Source organism: Spirosoma sp. 48-14 (assembly GCF_001898575.1).
In the GTDB taxonomy this organism is placed as follows: domain Bacteria; phylum Bacteroidota; class Bacteroidia; order Cytophagales; family Spirosomataceae; genus Spirosoma.
Genome location: NZ_MKUD01000006.1, coordinates 205,086 through 223,810, shown reverse-complemented (window position 1 = coordinate 223,810; position 18,725 = coordinate 205,086). Strand labels below are relative to the sequence as shown.

Sequence of the window (18,725 nt, the reverse complement as noted above, 5' to 3'; positions counted from 1 at the left end):
TGGGTAATGAACAATGAATAATGAGGCTGCCGTCGATCATTATTCATTGTTCATTACCCATTATTCATTATTCATTTAATCGTCACCTTCGTGGCTCCATAGCCAAACTTCTGCTTTTGAGCGTCTTCAAAAAATCGGACGTTCGGATGCTTGCCCAATCGCTTGTGCAGTTCGGTTCGCAATGCACCACTTCCTACACCGTGAATAAACGTAATCTCGCTCATGCCACTGGCAATAGCGTTTTCGAGCGCTTTGTCGAAGGTTTCCAGTTGCAGCTTCAACAAATCGGCGGGGGTACGATTGCCCGTTCCTTTGGGGAGAAGCGCTTCGGCATGTAAGTCCACGACGGATGTAGGACGTTCAATCGAGACGCTGGTTTGCTCCGCTTTGGGCTTCAGCATCTCCGCTTTCAGTTCGTCGGGCCGAATCGTTTTGAGTTGTGGAGGCCGGTTACTGGCTGCGCTTACAGGCGGTGCGGGTTCAGCTGTATCGGCATCCAGTTGAGTCAGGAAACCGGGTTGATTCAGAATAGGTGTCTTTACTTTCTCTTTAAAAAGAGTAGCCGCCCTTGCCTTAAAGCGTTTCATAAATGGCTGGCGCAACGACGTCTTTCCCACCCGAAACCAGAGTCCCTGCACCACAAAAGTTGGCCAGGCATCAAACTGGGCGTGGGCATAGAGATCATTCATTTTCTGCTGCGATTTAGGTTTCAGAACCCCGCTCTGCAAACCCCGAAACTGAACCCCTCCCCCCGCAGCCGCCGTCTCTTCGCCGATCAGGTACGGAAATTCCCAATCGGTATTATTGATCAGGTGCAGTGTATACTCACGATCGTTGACGGGAATGAATGCGAGATAAATCCCCTGGTTGGCCAGAATGGTGGGTGCAGCAGGGGCTATGGTTTTCTGAGGATCGTACGGATTCGCTTTCAGAAGACGTTCGGCCTCCAGGGGCGAAACCAGTACCAGTTCCGAACGCATCACCGGAATCCGAAAGCCATCTTCAATCTCGATCTCAATCATATCGCCTGGTAAAAACCGCGATACAACGCCCTGTTCTTTTGCCCGGAGCAACCGGACTTTATCTCCTATATTCATGATTATCGCTCGTTGTTAGTCGTCATAAGCATTCAGTGGTCCCAAAGCCTACGACCTTGTGGCTTCAAAAGTATAACGCAGATAAACAGAAATTGCTCCTGAGATTGTTTATTTCGAAGAACTTCGCTTGAAACTAGGCAGAGAGGAGGTCCGCGTTACTATCTGCTTTTAGCTGAACGCCTGTCAGTTGGAACCGAAATGCCGATCGAATCAGGTCCATGATATTATCGACGGCCAAAACGGGCGCTAACCCCTGCTCACGGATGTTGGAGATACAGTTTCGGCTTTCATCGGTCAGGCCCGGCCGGGGAGCGTAGGTAATATAAGCGCCCATGCTATCGAACGAGCTTAGCCCTGGCCGTTCACCAATCAGAATAATCGCCAAACGAGCATTGAGTAAACTCCCGATGGCATCCATTATAGCCACCCGCCCCTGTTCGACCAACACGATCGGAGCTAGCGAAAATCCAGTCTGTTGCACCTTTTCAACTAAGCCACTTACAACCTGAATGGCGTTTTGCGTAATAGCCGTTGCCGAAAGACCATCCGCTACAATAATACAGATGTCAGCCGCTGGACTATCGATCTGTTGAAGCTGTTCGGCCGAGCGTTCGTCCAGCAATCGGCCCAGGTCAGGGCGTTGAAGATACATGTCCCGGTGAATGGCCCGACTCCGAACGCAGTAAACCGGCAATCCACATGCCGCCAGTTGATTTTGCAAGTCAGTCATATCCAGTGCTGAATACACCGCATCTTTAGCATGAGCATGGGCCAGTTTGAACTGTAGGGCTTCACGAAGGGGAACCGAAACACCCGTTCTGCCCAACGCAATGCGCGCATTGGTGTAGGCTTTCAACGATTGCCACTCATCGGGTTCGACTCCTGCTTTTCTAATCTCATTCATGTTCGTTGCGCTCAGCCTACCAATGCTGCGTAAAGCTGTTTTTGTGCCTGACTCGACAGCCGGTTGCCCTGCTGGTCCATAATACCCTGTCGCAATAGCCAATCTTCGAATTCCGGCGCTGGCCGAAGCCCCAATACCCGACGCACATACAGCGCATCATGAAAGGAAGTGGACTGGTAGTTTAGCATTATATCGTCGGCACCGGGAATGCCCATAATGAAATTAACCCCCGCGACACCCAGCAGAGTCAGCAATGTATCCATATCGTCCTGATCGGCTTGGGCGTGATTGGTATAGCAAATATCCATACCCATCGGCAATCCCATCAGTTTGGCGCAAAAATGGTCTTCCAGCCCCGCCCGAATGATCTGTTTCCCGTCAAAAAGGTATTCGGGACCAATAAAGCCGACCACCGAATTGACCAGAAAAGGTTGATACGCCCGCGCAACGGCATAGGCCCGTACTTCGCAGGTTTGCTGATCGACCCCAAGATGCGCATTGGACGATAACGCGCTCCCCTGCCCCGTTTCGAAGTACATCAGATTACTTCCGAGCGTTCCTCGTTGTAGAGATAAGCCCGCTTCATAGGCTTCCTGAAGCAATGACAGATTGATTCCAAAGCTGGCATTGGCCTTTTCGGTTCCGGCAATGGATTGAAACACCAGATCGACGGGCACCCGCTGTTCAATCAGTTGCAGGGTCGTTGTTACGTGGCTAAGTACGCAGCTTTGCGTAGGTATGGCAAATCGCTCACGCAGTTCATCCAGCATAAAAAGTAAGCGGGACGTAGCAGCCGGGCTATCGGTGGCCGGATTGATCCCGATCATAGCATCGCCACTCCCATACAGCAGTCCATCGATCATGCTAGCCGCTATGCCTTTGGCATCGTCGGTAGGATGGTTGGGTTGCAGCCGAACGGCCATATGCCCACGAAGCCCCTGCGTATTCCGAAACCGGGTGACCACCTCACACTTTTGAGCCACCAGTATCAAGTCCTGATTCCGCATCAGTTTCGAGACCGCAGCCACCATTTCGGGGGTAAGTCCGGGGGCTAGTTGCTGTAAGGTAACCGTATCAGCCTCATCACTTAGTAGCCAATCGCGCAGGCCGCCCACGGTCAGATGGCTGATCGGGGTAAAAGCAGCTGTATGGTGTGTATCAACAATCAGGCGGGTAACTTCATCGGTTTCATAGGGAATGACAGCCTCATTCAGAAATACCGTCAGCGGAACATCGGCCAGGGCAATCTGAGCCGCTACCCGTTCCTCGTAACTATCGGCTACCAGTCCCGCCAATGCATCACCCGAGCGTACTGGGCTTGCTTTTGCCAGTAGTTCGCGTAAGCTGTCAAATCGGTACGTAAACCCTCGAATGGTACACGAATAGGTCATAAACAAATCGTCATTCTATGGTCAGTGGTTGTCATTTTGCCTCACTGACAGCCATTGGTTTTGCATGGCCAAGAATGAGTACCCAATGACTAGCAATGACAAGGTGCTTAAACCCTCCCGGAAGTTTTCAACCGATACAGGCTAGACGCATAAAACAAACCGCCGACAATCATCAAACCAATAAAAAATAACAGGCTCAACCGACTATAAAAGTAAATCATAGCGGCTAATGCCACAACGGCCAGTAGGAGAGCCAATGCCGGAAAGACGGGGTAAAACGGTGCTTTAAATGGTCGATTCAGGGTTGGCTGGCTCTGTCGTAATGTAAACAAAGCCAGCATACTAATTATATAAACCACTACGGCACCAATCGTCGACAAGACCACCAAGTTGCTGGTATCCAACAAACACAGCGCAAGAATACCCAGTACCGCCCCCAGCAATAAAGCCCAATAGGGCACCTGGCGTGTCTTGCTAACGCTGGCGAGTACACCGGGCAAATAGCCACTGCGCGCCAATGCAAAAATCTGCCGGGAGTAACTGATAATGATGCCATGAAACGAAGCAATCAAGCCAAACAGGCCGACACTGGCAAACGCTTTCGTTAGTGGATTATCGCGGCCAACCACCAGGGCAATCGATTCGGGCAACGGGTAGTCGAGATGATCGAGTTTTTCCCAGTCGGCAATACCCCCTACGCAGAACATAACAGCCAGCGCCAGCACGGTCAACGTAAGCAACGCCGAAATGTAGCCTTTGGCAATGGCATTCTTCTCATCACGAACTTCTTCGGCCACCATAGCGATGCCTTCCAGACACACGTAGAGCCAGATAGCAAATGGCAGGGCAGCAAACACTCCACCCCAGCCAAACGGCATTGGGTTATGCAGAAACGTAGCCAGTTTAAAATCGGGAGCTACAACCCCAATAAACACCAGCAACTCAACAATGGCGAGCAGGGTCATAATCAGCGAAAACCAGGCCGCTTCCTGAATACCCAGCAAATTGATGATCGTAAACAGAATATACGCACTGATCGACGCTGCCAGTACAGGAACGGCTGGATACAGGAAATGAATATAACTGCCCAGCGCCAGGGCAATGGCAGGCGTTGCAAACAAAAATTCAATCAGGGTAGCGTAGCCTGCTATCAATGCCCCCCAGGGGCCAAAGGCTTGCAGCGCATAGGCAAACGGCCCACCGGCATTCGGAATCGCTGTGGTAAGTTCGGTAAAGCTGAAAATAAAGGTAAAATACAGAACCGTGATCAACAGAGTAGCAATCAGCAGCCCAACGGTTCCAGCTACGCCCCAGCCATAGTTCCAGCCAAAATATTCGCCCGAAATTACCAGGCCAACCCCTATAGCCCACAAATGAATGGGTTTTAATACTTTTTTAAGTCCCTGTGATTCGTCGGTCATACGGGGGAAGATACAACCAACTTCCCGAAAGTTTTAAAACTTTCGGGAAGTTTATTAATTACAGATGAATATTCTGTTTTTTTAACAATAGAAGCAATTTAGTTCTTACACTTTATTCGAGCGCCCCATCAGCGGATCGCTGAAACCCACTTTACCGGTTTCTACCCGCCCGGCATAGCGTTGCTCAAAGTCGGCAAACCCAGTCACTTTCACGCTGAAATCATACCAGTTATAGCTGGCTTTCAGATTTAACAGAACTGTTTGCGTGGCTCCCTTTGCCCCTGCCTTCTCCAATGTTTTGATTTGCTCCTTAGCCTGATATCCATTATCCATAAGCTGAACCGTATAGCTTCGAGCGGCATCGGTATTGGTAAGTTTTACCAACACATTACCCGTCAACTGGTTTTTCGTATCGCGTTCATACGTGCAGGCGATGGAGATAGGTGGGCTCCCGGCTGTTGCTTTAAACTCCCGATAAAAGCCATTAGGCCCCTGAACGCAAAGCTGTAAAGGAACGTCGAGCAACCAGGTATCGGTAAGGCTATCGCCAGCAACCACCGTGTAGGACCGAAAACGAGCATCATTTGGGAGCATCTGACAGACCTGAAACGGTGCACCCAGCGCTTTTTTACCGAACACATCGTTTTTTGCAGACAATGTCAACGCAAATCGGTTTTCAGCAACGCGCCCATCGACGTAGAGCTCATAGGGCAAGGCACAGGAAGCACGAACCCCCTCTTCCTGACGCGGCAACTGGGATGCCGTTTGCGGGTTGTCATTGATCCGGTTGATTTCGTCGGAGGTCAGTTGCTTATAATTGCTGGGAAGACCCTTAAACTGCGCTTTGTGAATTCCTTCCAAAAATGTTTGCTTCGCCACAAAGGTGGGCAGCTTAATGGTCTCACCGCGATAGGGTTGAAACGCCGACGTTAAATCCCCACAGATGGTGCGTCGCCAGTCGCTGATGTTCGACTCCCGGATGGTCTTGCCGGTTTTATGACTCAGGAAATTTTCCAGAAACTGAAGCGTTGATGTATGATCAAACACTTCGGAGCAAACATATCCTCCCCGACTCCAGGGCGATGCGATCACTAGCGGAACCCGGAAACCCAATCCAATAGGCCCGGTACGTCCCCCATTTTTACGCTTACTTTCCTGCTCCTGGGTCACAAATTCCAGACGTGCATCGATGCCTTTGCTACTCAATCCGGTTTCTGGCTTCTCGGGATGGGCTGGCACAAACGGTGGTACATGATCGAAGTAACCGTCATTTTCGTCATAAGCCAGAATAAAAATCGTTTTCTTCCAGACGTCCGGGTTCTGGGTTAGAATGTCCATTACCTCCGACAGATACCAGGCACCATACCAGGGAGCGCCCGGATGATCGGAGAAGTTTTCGGGGGGGACCAGCCACGATACCGTCGGTAGTTTCCGAGCTTTTACATCCTCTCGAAACTGGTGCAGCACATCTCCCTTCGGAACAGCCATTTTCCGCTCCGTTGCGCCATCCTGATAGGTCAGGGTCGTCAGTTGGCGGTAGTTCGGGTCATTGACATTGGTCGTAAAGGCTTTCTGGCACAGCGCCTTCTCCCGTTGTGACAACTGGTCAAATTTCTCCGGCGCATACTTCACCAGATCGACCTGCACTTCCTTTTGCCATTCCTGCTGCTGTTTCAACGCCCGAGCTGTTTCAGCGTAGGCTTTGTCGGTTTCGGGCAAACTTTTCAGTTTGGCTTCCAGTGCTTTAATCCGTTCGGGAAGGGCTTTTTCCTCGCGTTGAAGAAACGGATAGTAGGCCGGGTGGAATCGGACATGATACTGCGAAAACCATTCGATGGGGTTATCCGTAAAATTGCCCAGCCAGTTATCTTCCTCCCCGTGCAGGCCCGTCGACAGGCTGATTTCGTTCTGATAAATCTTCCACGATATGCCAGCCTCTTCCAGTCGTTCGGGAAACGTAGTCCAGCTTACTTCGGCATCGTAATCAACATTTTCATTCCGAACGTTCGCCATCGCCTTTGGATCACGGGGGTCCCGGATGGTGCCCGTCCAGAAATAGAGCCGGTTCGGTGTGGTGCCCGTCAGAGAAGAACAAAAGTTCTGATCACAGACTGTAAAGGCATCGGCTAATGCATAGTAGAACGGAATATCCTCCCGGTTATAATACCCCAGTGTAAGCGGCATATGGGCATACTCTTTGTGCCCCGACGGCTTGGCATCCAGCCACTTATCCATTTTACCGCCATTGCGGGCATCGACCTGATTCTCCCAGGAGTGGGGCAGCGAGTGCATCCAGGTGGCTTTGGTATCCTTGATATTCAGCCGAAATGGCGCATACGTTTCCCCCGCCTTATTGGTCTGAAGCCAGATTTTGTTTTTGTTCGGTAAGGTAAACGCCCGTGGGTCATTAAATCCCCGAACCCCCTGCAACGTACCATAGGTGTGATCGAATGAACGATTCTCCTGCATCAGAATCACCACATGTTCGGCGTCCAGAAAGGTAGTACCGGGTTGTGGGTCAATAGCGAACGCACGCTGAATAGACTCAGGCAATCCGCCCGAGAGAACCGTTGACAGCAGCGCTGCTTTTTTTAGAAAATCGCGTCTGGAATCCATATCATATTGTCGTTGATCGTGATTGGCTACCCTGGTATGTAACTCCGTAGAGCATCCCCAAAAATACAAACCACCGAGTGAAGTTAATTTTATCTTTTTTTAATCATTTAGGCTCCTCTACTGATTTATACGGTATACTCCATCAAAAAGGCTATGTGGATTGTATTTGCCTTGTCAGCTGCCTTATCGGCGGCTATTGTTGTTACGTTATCGAAAGCTGGCATTAAACATCTGGATTCCAGCCTGGCGTTTGCCATTCAGTCGGTCATGATTCTGATTGTGTCGTGGAGCGTGGTCATTTCGCAGGGACTCCTGGCCGAAATCTCCCGAATCGAACGCCGAGTCTGGATATACCTGATCATTGCCGGAATTGTCACCTGCCTGTCGTCCTTATTCTCGTTTCGGGCGCTGAAGTTGGGGCACGCGTCTCAGGTATCTCCTATCACCAACTGCTCACTAATTTTTTCGGTCATTCTGGCGATGGTGTTTTTAAAAGAGAAAGTTAACTGGCAGGTCATAGCCGGGGCCTTGCTCATGGGGATAGGGGCCATCATCATTGCCACCTCCCGCGACTGAAAACTCTTCCTGTTTGAGAAACCTCATTGTGTCGGGTTCTCAAACCCGACACCACGAAAACCACGAAAGGCACCACAGGATTACTCTTGCTCTCGATTGAAAAGCCAGCCTTAAAATACGTACTTTTGTATACGAATAATGCTGTGTTGGTATGCCTGCCCCCGTAAACGAAAGACTTGCTCTTGCCCATCAATTTGTTCTTCACACGAATCGTAATATTTTCCTGACCGGAAAAGCGGGGACGGGTAAAACAACGTTTCTACACCAGGTTAAACAACTAAGTGCCAAGCGACTGGCTGTAGTTGCACCAACGGGTGTAGCGGCCATCAATGCCGGGGGTGTTACCATTCATTCGCTGTTTCAATTACCGTTTGGCCCCCTGGTGCCGGGTTCTACACTGCGGGAGAGCCGGAAGTTCAACAGAGAAAAAATCAGGCTTCTGCGCACCCTCGACCTACTCATTATTGACGAAATCAGTATGGTGCGGGCCGATGTTCTGGATGGTATCGACGAAGTGCTCCGCCGATATCGAAATAACAGCCAGCCCTTTGGCGGTGTCCAGCTTCTGCTCATTGGCGATATGCAGCAACTACCACCCGTGATCCGGGATGAAGAGTGGGAGCTGCTAAGACCTTACTACGAAACCGGCTATTTTTTCGGCAGCAAAGCGCTAAGTCATACGCCCTATATTTCGATTGAGCTGACGCAGATTTACCGGCAGGCCGACGCCCGGTTTGTGAGTCTGTTAAATAGCATTCGCGAAAAAACGATTACCCGCGATCAACTTGCCGACCTCAACCAACGTTACATTCCCAACTTTACCCCCCGCGACGATGAAGGCTATATTACCCTCTCGACGCATAACACAACGGCCCAGCAAATCAATAGTCATAAACTCAACAGTCTTAAAACGGCACTACATACCTTTGATGCCACTATTGAAGGGGATTTCCCCGCTACGATTTACCCGACTGAAGCCAATCTGGAACTAAAAGTGGGGGCGCAGGTGATGTTCATCAAAAATGACATTACGCGCGAGAAACGCTATTACAACGGTAAAATCGGTCAGATTGTCGACATTGACGATGATATCATTTATGTCAAAAGCGGAGACGACGACGTGATTGATGTGCTCCCCGCCGACTGGACCAACCTTCGGTATAGCCTCGACCCAGCCACAAAAGAAATCAAAGCTGAATCCATTGGCACGTTCCGGCAGTTCCCGCTCAAACTGGCCTGGGCCATCACCATCCACAAGAGCCAGGGACTTACGTTCGAAAAAGCCATTATCGACGCTTCTGCGGCCTTCGCTCATGGGCAGGTGTATGTAGCGTTGAGCCGTTGTAAAACACTCGACGGACTGGTGTTGCGATCACCAATTCCGTCGCACAGCATCAAAACCGAGCAGACGCTGGAAGATTTTCACGATGAACTTATTCAGCAAACGCCTACCGAACAGCATCTGCATGAGTCTAAACGCACCAATCAGCAGCAATTACTTCTGGATCTGTTTTCGTTCGAACGCGCCAGTTCCTTGTTATACCGTTGTCGACGAGTGGTCAATGAGCATGCCAGCAGTGTCGATCCCGAATGCGGGCCTATTATCAACCAATTAACAGAAAGCGTACGGGATAAGGCCCGTGAGATCAGCATTCGCTTTCAGAAGCAGTTAACTGGTTATTTTGCTGACGAACGTTTGCCAGAAGACAACCCCGATTTACAGGAACGTATCCGCAAAGCCGTTGCCTATTTCCGGTCGTTGCTTGGCGACGAGCTATTGCCCACCCTTCACCGATGCCCCACCGATTGCGATAACAAACAGGTACGAGAGCTGCTGCTGGAAGTGCTGGATGAACTTGAAAAAGAGTTGTTTGTCAAGCTTCGTACCTTCGAAAGCTGCCAAAACGGATTCGATGCGCTGGCTTACTTACAGGCTCGAAACCATGCCGAACTGGACTTTCAGCCCGAACGCAAAAATTTCGACCAGCCAGCCGAAGCTGCTTCCGAAAAATCGGGACGTGGTGGGCTATATGGTGCGCTGATGAAATGGCGTAATGATCTGGCGGGAGAACACGACACCTCCGGCTATATGGTACTTCCACAGAAAACCATCGCCGAACTAGCCCGTCTTCGTCCAACTACACTCGAAGAACTTCTGGCTATCAAAGGGTTTGGCAAAACCAAGGTGAAGCAGATCGGCCACGAAGTGCTGTCCGTCATTAAAGAGTATCTCGAACGGCCCAAGCCTACCAAAGAGCCGAAAGTGAAAAAGGTGAAAGAACCGAAGGAACCTAAAATTCCATCGACTACGCAGACCCTTGCCCTTTTTCAGGCTGGTAAAACCATTCCCGAAATAGCGACCGAACGGGGATTTGCCATATCTACTATCGAAGGGCATCTTGCTCAATGCATCAATCGGGGCGAACTATCGGTCGATGCCGTGTTACCTTCCGATCGTATTCAGCTGATTCGCCCTCACCTCGAAACTACGCCATCAGCCACATTTACCGAACTGATTCAGACAATCGGCCATGGCGTCACCTACAGCGAAATACGGTTTGTAAACAGCGCCATCCGGGCCGAATTGGGTGAGATTGAACAGGATTAGTACCCTTCTAATTTTTCAGTCAATTAGGATTGGCTTTAGCGTCACTCACTTATCCGCTTCTGATAAGTTGTGGAAGAGTTCGATAAATTGACTGAAATAGGGATTTTTCCTACTCAATATCCCGGAGAGAATTGTATGGCGATCTCCATCAGGAATCCAGGCGTCCATTTTGACCAAATCGGCCCTCGTATTGTTGAAAAACCAACTGGTAAACTTTCGGAAGCGGGCCTTCTCCCGACCATCCGAACTATCGCAGATATAAATTATTACGTGTTCTAAAGACCGGAAGAAATCGTAAAAAATAGCCAGAATTGTTGGCTCTGTCAGAGGGTCGGCCGGAATGTGTTTTCCAGTCGGATTATCGGCCACGGCGATGACCATTTCAAAAGCGTTGACCCGCCCCTCTATATAATCGATAAATAAATAATCGGATGGAACAAATCGAATTTCATAAACAACCTCGTCGCTTGTTGTAAAAGCATATACATTTTGCTCTCCACCTATCCAGGCAAAATCGTATCTATTTCTTTCCTTTAATGGCCCTTTTTCCTGCATTCTTCTTTTTCAACTCGTCAAATATGGCCCGATATTCAGGGTCATTTTGGTAGCGTTCCCGGGCTTCCCGTTGTACCTGCTCTTTTACTTCGACCAGCCTGCGAATTTTTTCGCGAGCGGTCATCGGCTTCATTGGTGTTTCCATTATTGTTAGTGTTGATTAGACGAATATACAATCGTAAAGTTTCTGATTACATCTTAAAAACATAAAAGCTGAAGCAAATAGTTTATCTGTATAAAGTACTAACGGGTTCAAAAGAAAAGCGCTTTACCGAAACAAAGCATGGTGTCGGTAAAGCGCTACAGGTTTGGATAGTCAATTCGGCTAATAGCCTCCGTAAAACTTTCGCAGGCCCCATTCAATAGCAGCCAGCGTTAGTACGACGAAAAATAGCCATTTCCAGTTGATCAACTCATTCATTTCCTCAGTGCTGGTCAGGCGAGCCGGGTGCGAACGGCTAGTCAGGTTTTTGACCAGATCATCCATGCGACTGACTGCATAGAACTGGCCGCCCGTTTGCTGCGCTAACTGACGCAACATACCGTGATCGGCCGTTGTATTGAGCGCTTCAAGTTGCAGATCGCGAACCACAAACTGCCCCGACGACTGTTCCGCTTTATCATTGATCGTGACTGTTGCCTTAAAGCGATAGGCTCCCTCAGGCAATCGGCTTATTTCAAAACGACTGTTAGACGCTGTGGGCGTGTAATTATAGGATCGCGTTACGCCTTTTTCGTCACTAACCTCCAGCCGAACAGGTTTGTCAAATAGTCGTTCGTAGATGTCGTTGTAAAGTTCGGTTTCGAAAATGACTTTTTCTCCGGCTACAAATTCATTCCGAATCGGATATACGCGCAGCTTCCGCCGATCTTCTTTCACGGAAATCAGTTGAATTACTTTCTGAATCAACTCATCCACAACCTCCTGCTTATCAGTCAGGGCGTACTCCTCCAGGCGCCATGACCAAAGCCCTTCTCCGGCTAGTACAGCGGTTTTACGTGGGCTGGTTACGTTTAGAGCCAGCAATGGTTTTGCGGTCTTGATACTGCCAACCTGCTGCCACAGGACAACTTCACTACCGGGCTGTAATCGGTAGTCGCCATAGGGCACCGACATGGGCGGAAGTTTGGACAGTATTTCGAGTCGGGCCGGATCAAGGTTCAACTGCCGAAATTCGGGATTAAACACGCCCGTTACCTTGTCGCTCTGGCTAGGCTGTGCCGAAACCTGAACCACCGAATTAGACGTATTGAACGGCCCCAGCGACGACTGATTACCAAGGACAAACAGTACAGGTGTATTTTTCGAAAAAAACTTTTGAATCAACGGGTTACCGACTCCTCCATTATCGGGAATCTGGTGCAGAATAATCAGGTCGTAGGTTTTGTCGGCGGGTGGGGTAGCTTCGGCGGGGGTTCCCGTCAGGATACGTACGTCCAGTTCGTAGTTTTGATTACGCTCCAGAATGTTGCGGATGGCTTTCACGTCTGGATGTGGGGCCAGGGCCAATAGCAGAACTTTCTCTTTTCCATCGATAACGTCCAGATACACATCCTGCCGATTGTTGCGCGTACTAAATTCGCCTGGCTGCGGCAAGATCTCCACAACGTAATGCTGAACACCTTTCTGGGTAGCTGTAGTCTGGAAATTAACCTGATTGAACGTGTCGTTCTTGGTAAAGTTAACCGATTGCCTCTCCAATTCCTTTCCATTCTGACGCAGCACAACCGTTGCACTTCGCCCTTGAAAGCCATTACTCACGATTTCGGCCTGTACCGGAAACTGATTCCCCAGATACGCAATTCGGTTGGCGATAATGCCTTTAAGCTGAATATCTTTTTTGGCAACGGTGTCGCCCAGCCCTACTGTCTGTACAGCAAACGGATATTGACCAAACGTTGGTGAAACACCCTGGTTAAAAATGCCATCGGTTACCAGTACCACATCGGTCAGATTACGCCCTTCATAATCCGAACGGATACCCGCGAGCAAGGCCGACAAATCAGTCGTTCGGCGAGTAAACGGAATCTGCGTCAAATCACCACTGGTAACCGTATCGGCTAAGGTTCGTATGGTCACATCCAGCCCCTTGTCGGCCAATTGCTGCCGAAGTGTTTGCAAACCAACCAACGCTTTGTCCAGATTAGGCCGCCCCGCTCCTGCTATGGACTCCGAGTTATCGATAGCCAGTACCACTTTCGGCTTCTCGGTCAGTGTGCGCAGACTTCGAATCAGCGGATTCAACAGCAAAAAGCAAAGAAAACTAACCACTACGAAGCGCAAAGCGGCTAGTCCGTACGTTGTTCGCCTGTCGAAACCGCCAACGGTTACACCACTACCTGCCAGCCGTGGCAAAGGCTGGTACATAGCGAAGGCATAGACAGCGCCTACAAGCAAACAAACGAAAATCCACCAGGGTGAGGACTGAAAGATAAAATCCATTTTTTTAGGAGTGAGGATTAATGAGCGCGGAATTCGATTACGCGCTCATTACCACTAGGTTAACATTCCCCCATCCACTTGCAGCACCTGGCCGGTGATGTAGCGGGAGAGGTCGGATGCCAGGAAAACGGCACAATCGGCAACTTCGTCGGGCTGGCCTCCCCGCTTCATTGGAATCTGTTGCTTCCAGTCTTCGAGCGCCTTCTCATTGATTTCGCCGGTCATTTCGGTTTCGATAAAACCGGGTGCAATGGCGTTGGAACGAATATTCCGCGAGCCTAATTCCAGGGCCACGGATTTGGTAAATCCAATGATTCCCGCTTTCGAAGCCGCATAATTAGCCTGGCCTGCATTGCCCCGAATACCGACTACCGATGTAATATTGATAATCGAACCCGTTTTTGCCTTCATCATTGGCTTGGTAGCCGCTTTGGTCAGGTTAAAGACCGACTTTAAATTAACGTTAATTACGGTATCCCATTGTTCTTCCGACATCCGCATTAACAATCCATCACGGGTAATACCGGCATTGTTGATCAATACATCGAGCTTACCGAAATCAGCAATCACCTGGCTAACCAGTTCTTCAGCAGCCTGATAATTGGATGCATCGGATCGGTAGCCTTTTACCTGACCCCCAAACGCCCGTAGCTCTTCTTCCAATGCCTGGCCTTTTTCAACACTCGACAAATACGTAAAGACAACGGTAGCCCCTTCCTGGGCAAATTTCTGGGCCATGGCCCGGCCAATTCCGCGTGATGCACCTGTGATCAGGGCAACTTTTCCTGTTAGTAAATTCATTTTAAAATAAAGAGCAAAAAGCGAAAGAGTAAAAGAGTGAACGAGTGAATGAGCGATAAACTGCTGGATAGCTTCACTCGTTCACTCGTTCACTCTTTCGCTCTTTTTTTACGGTGCCAAAAATAGCGGTTTGGGTGTAAATGACAAGGTATCATAGGGGTATTACAATACATATCGAAGTGCAAAGTTTCCAGTTAACCCAGCTGACACTCCTCCATTCCAGGTTTTAGCATCGCCGGGCCGATCAGATCTACCAGATGCCCTATAAGAAACCGAAGCACCTGCCAGTGATGTCTCCAAAATAAACCGCTGTCCAATCATATAGGCTAATCCAACCCGAACCGCTCCATTAACCGAAAAGCCACTGTAATCCTCTGACGTGTAATGCATATACCCGGCTTCGATGCGCGTATAAGGCGTCAGTTGTGTTGGTAACCAATAGTGCTGAAAATAAGGCACAACCCCCACTGTCCATTGCATATCTTTACTAGCTGACGCATTTGTACTCGTCAGATGATTACCGCTATAGGCAATAGGGATGCTAACGCCTATCAACTTATTTTTCCCGATAAAATAACCGATTGATGGACTGAACGAGCATACGTTAGTTCTTGACTGATAGGCCGTGATTCCGCCCCCAGCATCCTGGTTTGTTTGTTGATTAGTTACCGAAAATCCACCCTCTAAAACCCATTTACCAGCATTCGTCTGCGGATTATCCCGTTGCTCCTGAGCATTTGACATCCGTCCAGGTCCTGTCCAGTATACTAAACCGGCACTTAACCCGGCAGTCGAAAGTGGCAATGAATTGGTACTTGCCAGCAATTGAATACCTAATCGACTCGACACTAAATAGTTGATCCCAGCTTCTACTCGTGGGGCGATACCCATTGTTTTTGTTCGCTCCCCTGACTCCTTCAATTGGCCATCAGAATCAAAATACGATCGCCTACTCCCACTCGTACTCACCGACACGCCAACTCCGCCAAATACATAAACCGAACCAACCTGCCAGTATCGACGGATAAAAGGCGTAACAAAGATGGAATAGAAGGTATTGGGGTACGTTCGATCGGTATTACTCTCCAGATTCTGCTGGTTCCGGGTTAATGAACCCGACAACGAGACTCCTGCCAACCAGTTGTCTTTCCAGAAACGCCCGGCCGTTATGGCTAAAGCAGGCATCCAGTTTGTCTGTACACTCGTTGGCCCCGTATTGAGAATAGTCGAAAAAGGACGCGTTTGCCGATCATAGGCAACAGAAACAGTACCACTAAGAATGCCATTCCCTTTCTGAATCTGGGCATACAAATCGTTCAGACAAAACAGCCCTAAAAGTGCCGTAAATACTATTTTCATACTACAAATCGTCTTATTTATATAGTTTCACGATCTTGTATCTACTATATTCTTCGTTTACAGAGCAATCTATAGCTTTTGTGCATCGAATCATCCAAAAACATATTAAATAATGTTAATTGCTGGCGCCCCCTTACTTTCTGACTAACTCCTGACGGAAGTCTTTTGCGATTGCCGTACCAGCCGCTTACTTTGTCATAGGAATTATGATTGTGCTATATTCATCACATTCCTCAAACGTTAATTTCCTGAGCCTTTCAACTACTCTCGCCATGCTACGCGTCTTACTCCTTATACAACTAACGGCTTCGATTGCCTTTGCCCAGAAAATCCATTCACACAACGATTATGCCAAGGCTCGTCCGTTTATGAACGCTTACGAGCAAAAAGCTGATTTTATCGAAGCAGATATCTGGCTCCAGAATGGGAAATTGGTCGTTTCGCACGATAAACCAGGCCCTAATGCCCCTACCCTCGATTCCCTCTATCTGCAACCTATTGTCCGATTATTTAAGCAGTACAAAGACAAACCCAGCTCCGACCGTGACTACACATTTAACCTGGTGGTCGATGTAAAAGATAATCCAACGGAGACTCTTCCCTTACTGATCAACTTATTAGAGCAGAATCTACCCGTGTTTAATCGAGCTGCAAATCCGAAAGCGATCCAAGTGATTATCAGTGGAAATCGACCTAAAATTCCCAATTACTTCGACTATTCCTTACTTCAGTTTGATGGTCGGCCCAGCGAGGTATATGACGAAGAAACCCTTCAGCGAATCGCTCTTATCAGTGATAATTTCCAACTGTATTCACACTGGGATGGCAACGGCGAGATTTCGGACGAAGACCGTGAAAAGCTCAAACGCGTCATTAAACGGGCACACAACGATAAAAAGCCAATCCGTTTCTGGGCAATTCCAGATACACCCAACGCCTGGAAGCAATTAAAAAAGCTCGGTGTAGACGTCATCAATACTGATAAAGTGGCCGAGTGCGTACAGGCACTGCGGTGAACGTATAAACCTAACAGGCTTACCACGTTGTCGATACCAGAATTCGTACCGGCGTATCAGTAAACTTAACCGCTTTTTAACTTATAAAGCTACTGTTTCTGAAAAGCCTATTCTTGTACCTCTCCAACGTATGGAAGTCCCACAACTCAAAAAAGCCCCAACTGTATACGATGTCGTCATCGTTGGTTCGGGAGCTGGTGGCGGTATGGCCGCGTATATGCTCGCCAAGGCGGGTGCCAAAGTTGCTCTGCTCGAAGCAGGTGGCTATTACGATCCTGCCGACCCAAAGTATATTACTCAACTCAAGTGGCCTTGGGAATCTCCCCGGCGTGGGGCTGCTACCGAATTCCGCTCGGGGGGTGACTTCGACGCGGCATGGGGAGGCTGGGAAATCGAGGGAGAGCCCTATTCAGCCAAGCCAGGAACGGAATTTGGCTGGTTTCGGTCGCGGATGCTCGGGGGCCGTACTAACCACTGGGGGCGTATTTCCATGCGTTTCGGACCCGACGATTTTCGGCGGGGTTCGCTATCTGGTGTAGGTGACGACTGGCCGATCACCTACGAAGATATGAAACCCTTCTATGATCGGGTCGACAAGTTAATCGGCGTTTTTGGCTCTATCGAGAACTTACCCAACGAACCAGACGGCATCTTTTTACCCCCACCGAAGCCTCGTTTACATGAGCTGATGCTTCGGAAAGCCGGGAAAAGCATAGGTATTCCGGTTATCCCGTCTCGCCTGAGTATTCTGACCAAACCCATCAATAAAGAGCGGGGGCAATGTTTTTATTGCCATCAGTGTAACCGGGGATGTCAGGCGTATGCCGATTTTTCGGCCTCTTCGGTGCTTTGCATTCCGGCCGTTAAAACGGGTAATGTAACGCTGATCAATGGCGCTATGGCTCGTGAAGTGCTGACCGATCCACAAACAGGATTAGCAACAGGCGTCAGCTATGTTGACAAAGCCACTTTGCAGGAAATAACGATCAAAGCTAAAGCTGTAATGCTGGGAGCCAGCACCTGCGAATCGGCACGAATCCTCCTTAATTCAAAATCAGCCCGCTTCCCAACCGGACTGGCCAACAGCAGTGGTGTAGTGGGCAAATACCTGAACGACTCTACAGGAGCCAGCCGATCCGGGTTTGTACCTGCCCTGATGGACCGTAAACGCTACAACGAAGATGGCGTTGGTGGCATGCACGTATTTACACCCTGGTGGCTGGATAACAAAAAATTAGACTTCCCACGCGGCTACCACATCGAATACGGTGGTGGTATGGGTATGCCAGGTGCCGGTTTTGGTGGCGGTATAGAAGCCCTGAACGGAATGATTCCTGGTCGGGATGGCCAGATGAAACCCGGCGGTGGCTATGGAAAAGGCCTGAAAGACGATTATCGTCGTTTCTATGGCGCTTATATCAGCATGTCGGGGCGTGGAGAGCCGGTGCCGCTCGAAAGTAACTACTGCGAAATTGATCCGGATAAAGTGGATAAATATGGGATTCCAACCTTACGCTTCCACTACAAATGGTCGGATTACGAAGTGAAGCAGGCCAAGCACATGCAGGATACTTTCGAAGAGATTATTCATGCAATGGGTGGCATTGCCCTTGGTTCAAAGCCTGGGCCTAATACAGCACATGGCTATGGCCTGGCGGCTCCCGGACGTATCATTCACGAAGTTGGGACGGTTCGTATGGGTAACGATCCTAAAAAATCGGCCCTCAACAAGTTCCAGCAGGCTCACGATGTAAAAAATCTGTTTGTCGTCGATGCGGCTCCGTTCGTTTCCCAGGGCGACAAGAACGTGACCTGGACCATCCTGGCCGCTTCAATGCGTACCAGCGAGTATCTAATCGATCAGGTGAAGCAGAAGAATATTTAAGCTGGGGTATTCCCAAACGTTCAATCATCCAAAAGCCTCCTAACTTTATAAGT

The 18,725-nt window shown here is 49.3% G+C and carries 14 protein-coding genes; 4 read left to right on the top strand and 10 right to left on the bottom strand.

Features of this window, described 5'->3' with window-relative positions; translation table 11 throughout:
* Positions 1-71: 71 nt before the first annotated feature.
* The 5 genes from BGO59_RS06415 to BGO59_RS06395 form a co-directional block, all read right to left on the bottom strand.
* Positions 72-1,097: a Smr/MutS family protein gene (locus BGO59_RS06415; protein ID WP_293682354.1), complete on the bottom strand. Its 1,026-nt coding sequence runs from the start codon at positions 1,095-1,097 to the stop codon at positions 72-74.
* 133 nt (positions 1,098-1,230) lie between these two features.
* A complete protein-coding gene (gene eutC, locus BGO59_RS06410; protein ID WP_293682351.1) occupies positions 1,231-2,001 on the bottom strand; it encodes an ethanolamine ammonia-lyase subunit EutC in 771 nt (256 codons plus the stop codon).
* Between the two features lie 11 nt (positions 2,002-2,012).
* Positions 2,013-3,392: an ethanolamine ammonia-lyase subunit EutB gene (locus BGO59_RS06405; protein WP_293682348.1), complete on the bottom strand. Its 1,380-nt coding sequence runs from the start codon at positions 3,390-3,392 to the stop codon at positions 2,013-2,015.
* Positions 3,393-3,499: 107 nt separating this feature from the next.
* Positions 3,500-4,813 (bottom strand): ethanolamine permease, encoded by a 1,314-nt coding sequence (gene eat / locus BGO59_RS06400; protein ID WP_293682345.1) that lies wholly within the window; start codon positions 4,811-4,813, stop codon positions 3,500-3,502.
* Between the two features lie 105 nt (positions 4,814-4,918).
* A complete protein-coding gene (locus tag BGO59_RS06395) occupies positions 4,919-7,429 on the bottom strand; it encodes a phosphocholine-specific phospholipase C (RefSeq protein WP_293682342.1) in 2,511 nt (836 codons plus the stop codon).
* 153 nt (positions 7,430-7,582) lie between these two features.
* Between BGO59_RS06395 and BGO59_RS06390 the strand changes: the two genes are divergently transcribed.
* Both BGO59_RS06390 and BGO59_RS06385 read left to right on the top strand, forming a co-directional pair.
* Positions 7,583-8,005: an EamA family transporter gene (locus BGO59_RS06390; RefSeq protein ID WP_293682339.1), complete on the top strand. Its 423-nt coding sequence runs from the start codon at positions 7,583-7,585 to the stop codon at positions 8,003-8,005.
* Positions 8,006-8,156: 151 nt separating this feature from the next.
* Complete coding sequence (locus BGO59_RS06385; RefSeq protein ID WP_293682336.1) at positions 8,157-10,613, top strand: helix-turn-helix domain-containing protein; 2,457 nt, start codon at positions 8,157-8,159, stop codon at positions 10,611-10,613.
* A gap of 45 nt (positions 10,614-10,658) precedes the next feature.
* Here BGO59_RS06385 and BGO59_RS06380 read toward each other — a convergent pair whose 3' ends face one another.
* From BGO59_RS06380 to BGO59_RS06360, 5 genes are all read right to left on the bottom strand, one after another.
* Positions 10,659-11,168: a DUF6169 family protein gene (locus BGO59_RS06380; RefSeq protein WP_293682333.1), complete on the bottom strand. Its 510-nt coding sequence runs from the start codon at positions 11,166-11,168 to the stop codon at positions 10,659-10,661.
* Entirely contained in the window at positions 11,134-11,313 is a 180-nt protein-coding gene (locus BGO59_RS06375; RefSeq protein ID WP_293682330.1) for a hypothetical protein, read from the bottom strand. Before BGO59_RS06375 ends, BGO59_RS06380 begins: the two co-directional genes overlap by 35 nt.
* Before the next feature lie 180 nt (positions 11,314-11,493).
* On the bottom strand, positions 11,494-13,611 hold the full coding sequence (locus BGO59_RS06370) for a VWA domain-containing protein (protein ID WP_293682327.1): 2,118 nt from the start codon (positions 13,609-13,611) through the stop codon (positions 11,494-11,496).
* Positions 13,612-13,665: 54 nt separating this feature from the next.
* Entirely contained in the window at positions 13,666-14,412 is a 747-nt protein-coding gene (gene fabG, locus BGO59_RS06365) for a 3-oxoacyl-[acyl-carrier-protein] reductase (RefSeq protein WP_293682324.1), read from the bottom strand.
* 162 nt (positions 14,413-14,574) lie between these two features.
* Positions 14,575-15,771 carry a hypothetical protein gene (locus BGO59_RS06360; protein ID WP_293682321.1) on the bottom strand — a complete coding sequence of 399 codons (1,197 nt, stop codon included), beginning with the start codon at positions 15,769-15,771 and terminating at the stop codon, positions 14,575-14,577.
* Positions 15,772-16,043: 272 nt separating this feature from the next.
* Between BGO59_RS06360 and BGO59_RS06355 the strand changes: the two genes are divergently transcribed.
* Entirely contained in the window at positions 16,044-16,787 is a 744-nt protein-coding gene (locus tag BGO59_RS06355) for a phosphatidylinositol-specific phospholipase C/glycerophosphodiester phosphodiesterase family protein (RefSeq protein WP_293682318.1), read from the top strand.
* Positions 16,788-16,917: 130 nt separating this feature from the next.
* Positions 16,918-18,672: a GMC family oxidoreductase gene (locus tag BGO59_RS06350; protein ID WP_293682315.1), complete on the top strand. Its 1,755-nt coding sequence runs from the start codon at positions 16,918-16,920 to the stop codon at positions 18,670-18,672.
* The last annotated feature ends 53 nt before the right edge of the window (positions 18,673-18,725 follow it).

What these genes read in the sequence shown, in the direction of transcription:
- BGO59_RS06385 (WP_293682336.1), top strand. Translation starts at nt 8,157, where the DNA reads ATGCCTGCCCCCGTAAACGAAAGACTTGCTCTTGCCCATCAATTTGTT.
- BGO59_RS06390 (WP_293682339.1), top strand. Translation starts at nt 7,583, where the DNA reads ATGTGGATTGTATTTGCCTTGTCAGCTGCCTTATCGGCGGCTATTGTT.
- BGO59_RS06405 (WP_293682348.1), bottom strand. Translation starts at nt 3,392, where the DNA reads ATGACCTATTCGTGTACCATTCGAGGGTTTACGTACCGATTTGACAGC.
- fabG (WP_293682324.1), bottom strand. Translation starts at nt 14,412, where the DNA reads ATGAATTTACTAACAGGAAAAGTTGCCCTGATCACAGGTGCATCACGC.
- BGO59_RS06380 (WP_293682333.1), bottom strand. Translation starts at nt 11,168, where the DNA reads ATGCAGGAAAAAGGGCCATTAAAGGAAAGAAATAGATACGATTTTGCC.
- BGO59_RS06415 (WP_293682354.1), bottom strand. Translation starts at nt 1,097, where the DNA reads ATGAATATAGGAGATAAAGTCCGGTTGCTCCGGGCAAAAGAACAGGGC.
- BGO59_RS06375 (WP_293682330.1), bottom strand. Translation starts at nt 11,313, where the DNA reads ATGGAAACACCAATGAAGCCGATGACCGCTCGCGAAAAAATTCGCAGG.
- eutC (WP_293682351.1), bottom strand. Translation starts at nt 2,001, where the DNA reads ATGAATGAGATTAGAAAAGCAGGAGTCGAACCCGATGAGTGGCAATCG.
- BGO59_RS06350 (WP_293682315.1), top strand. Translation starts at nt 16,918, where the DNA reads ATGGAAGTCCCACAACTCAAAAAAGCCCCAACTGTATACGATGTCGTC.
- BGO59_RS06370 (WP_293682327.1), bottom strand. Translation starts at nt 13,611, where the DNA reads ATGGATTTTATCTTTCAGTCCTCACCCTGGTGGATTTTCGTTTGTTTG.
- eat (WP_293682345.1), bottom strand. Translation starts at nt 4,813, where the DNA reads ATGACCGACGAATCACAGGGACTTAAAAAAGTATTAAAACCCATTCAT.
- BGO59_RS06395 (WP_293682342.1), bottom strand. Translation starts at nt 7,429, where the DNA reads ATGGATTCCAGACGCGATTTTCTAAAAAAAGCAGCGCTGCTGTCAACG.
- BGO59_RS06360 (WP_293682321.1), bottom strand. Translation starts at nt 15,771, where the DNA reads ATGAAAATAGTATTTACGGCACTTTTAGGGCTGTTTTGTCTGAACGAT.
- BGO59_RS06355 (WP_293682318.1), top strand. Translation starts at nt 16,044, where the DNA reads ATGCTACGCGTCTTACTCCTTATACAACTAACGGCTTCGATTGCCTTT.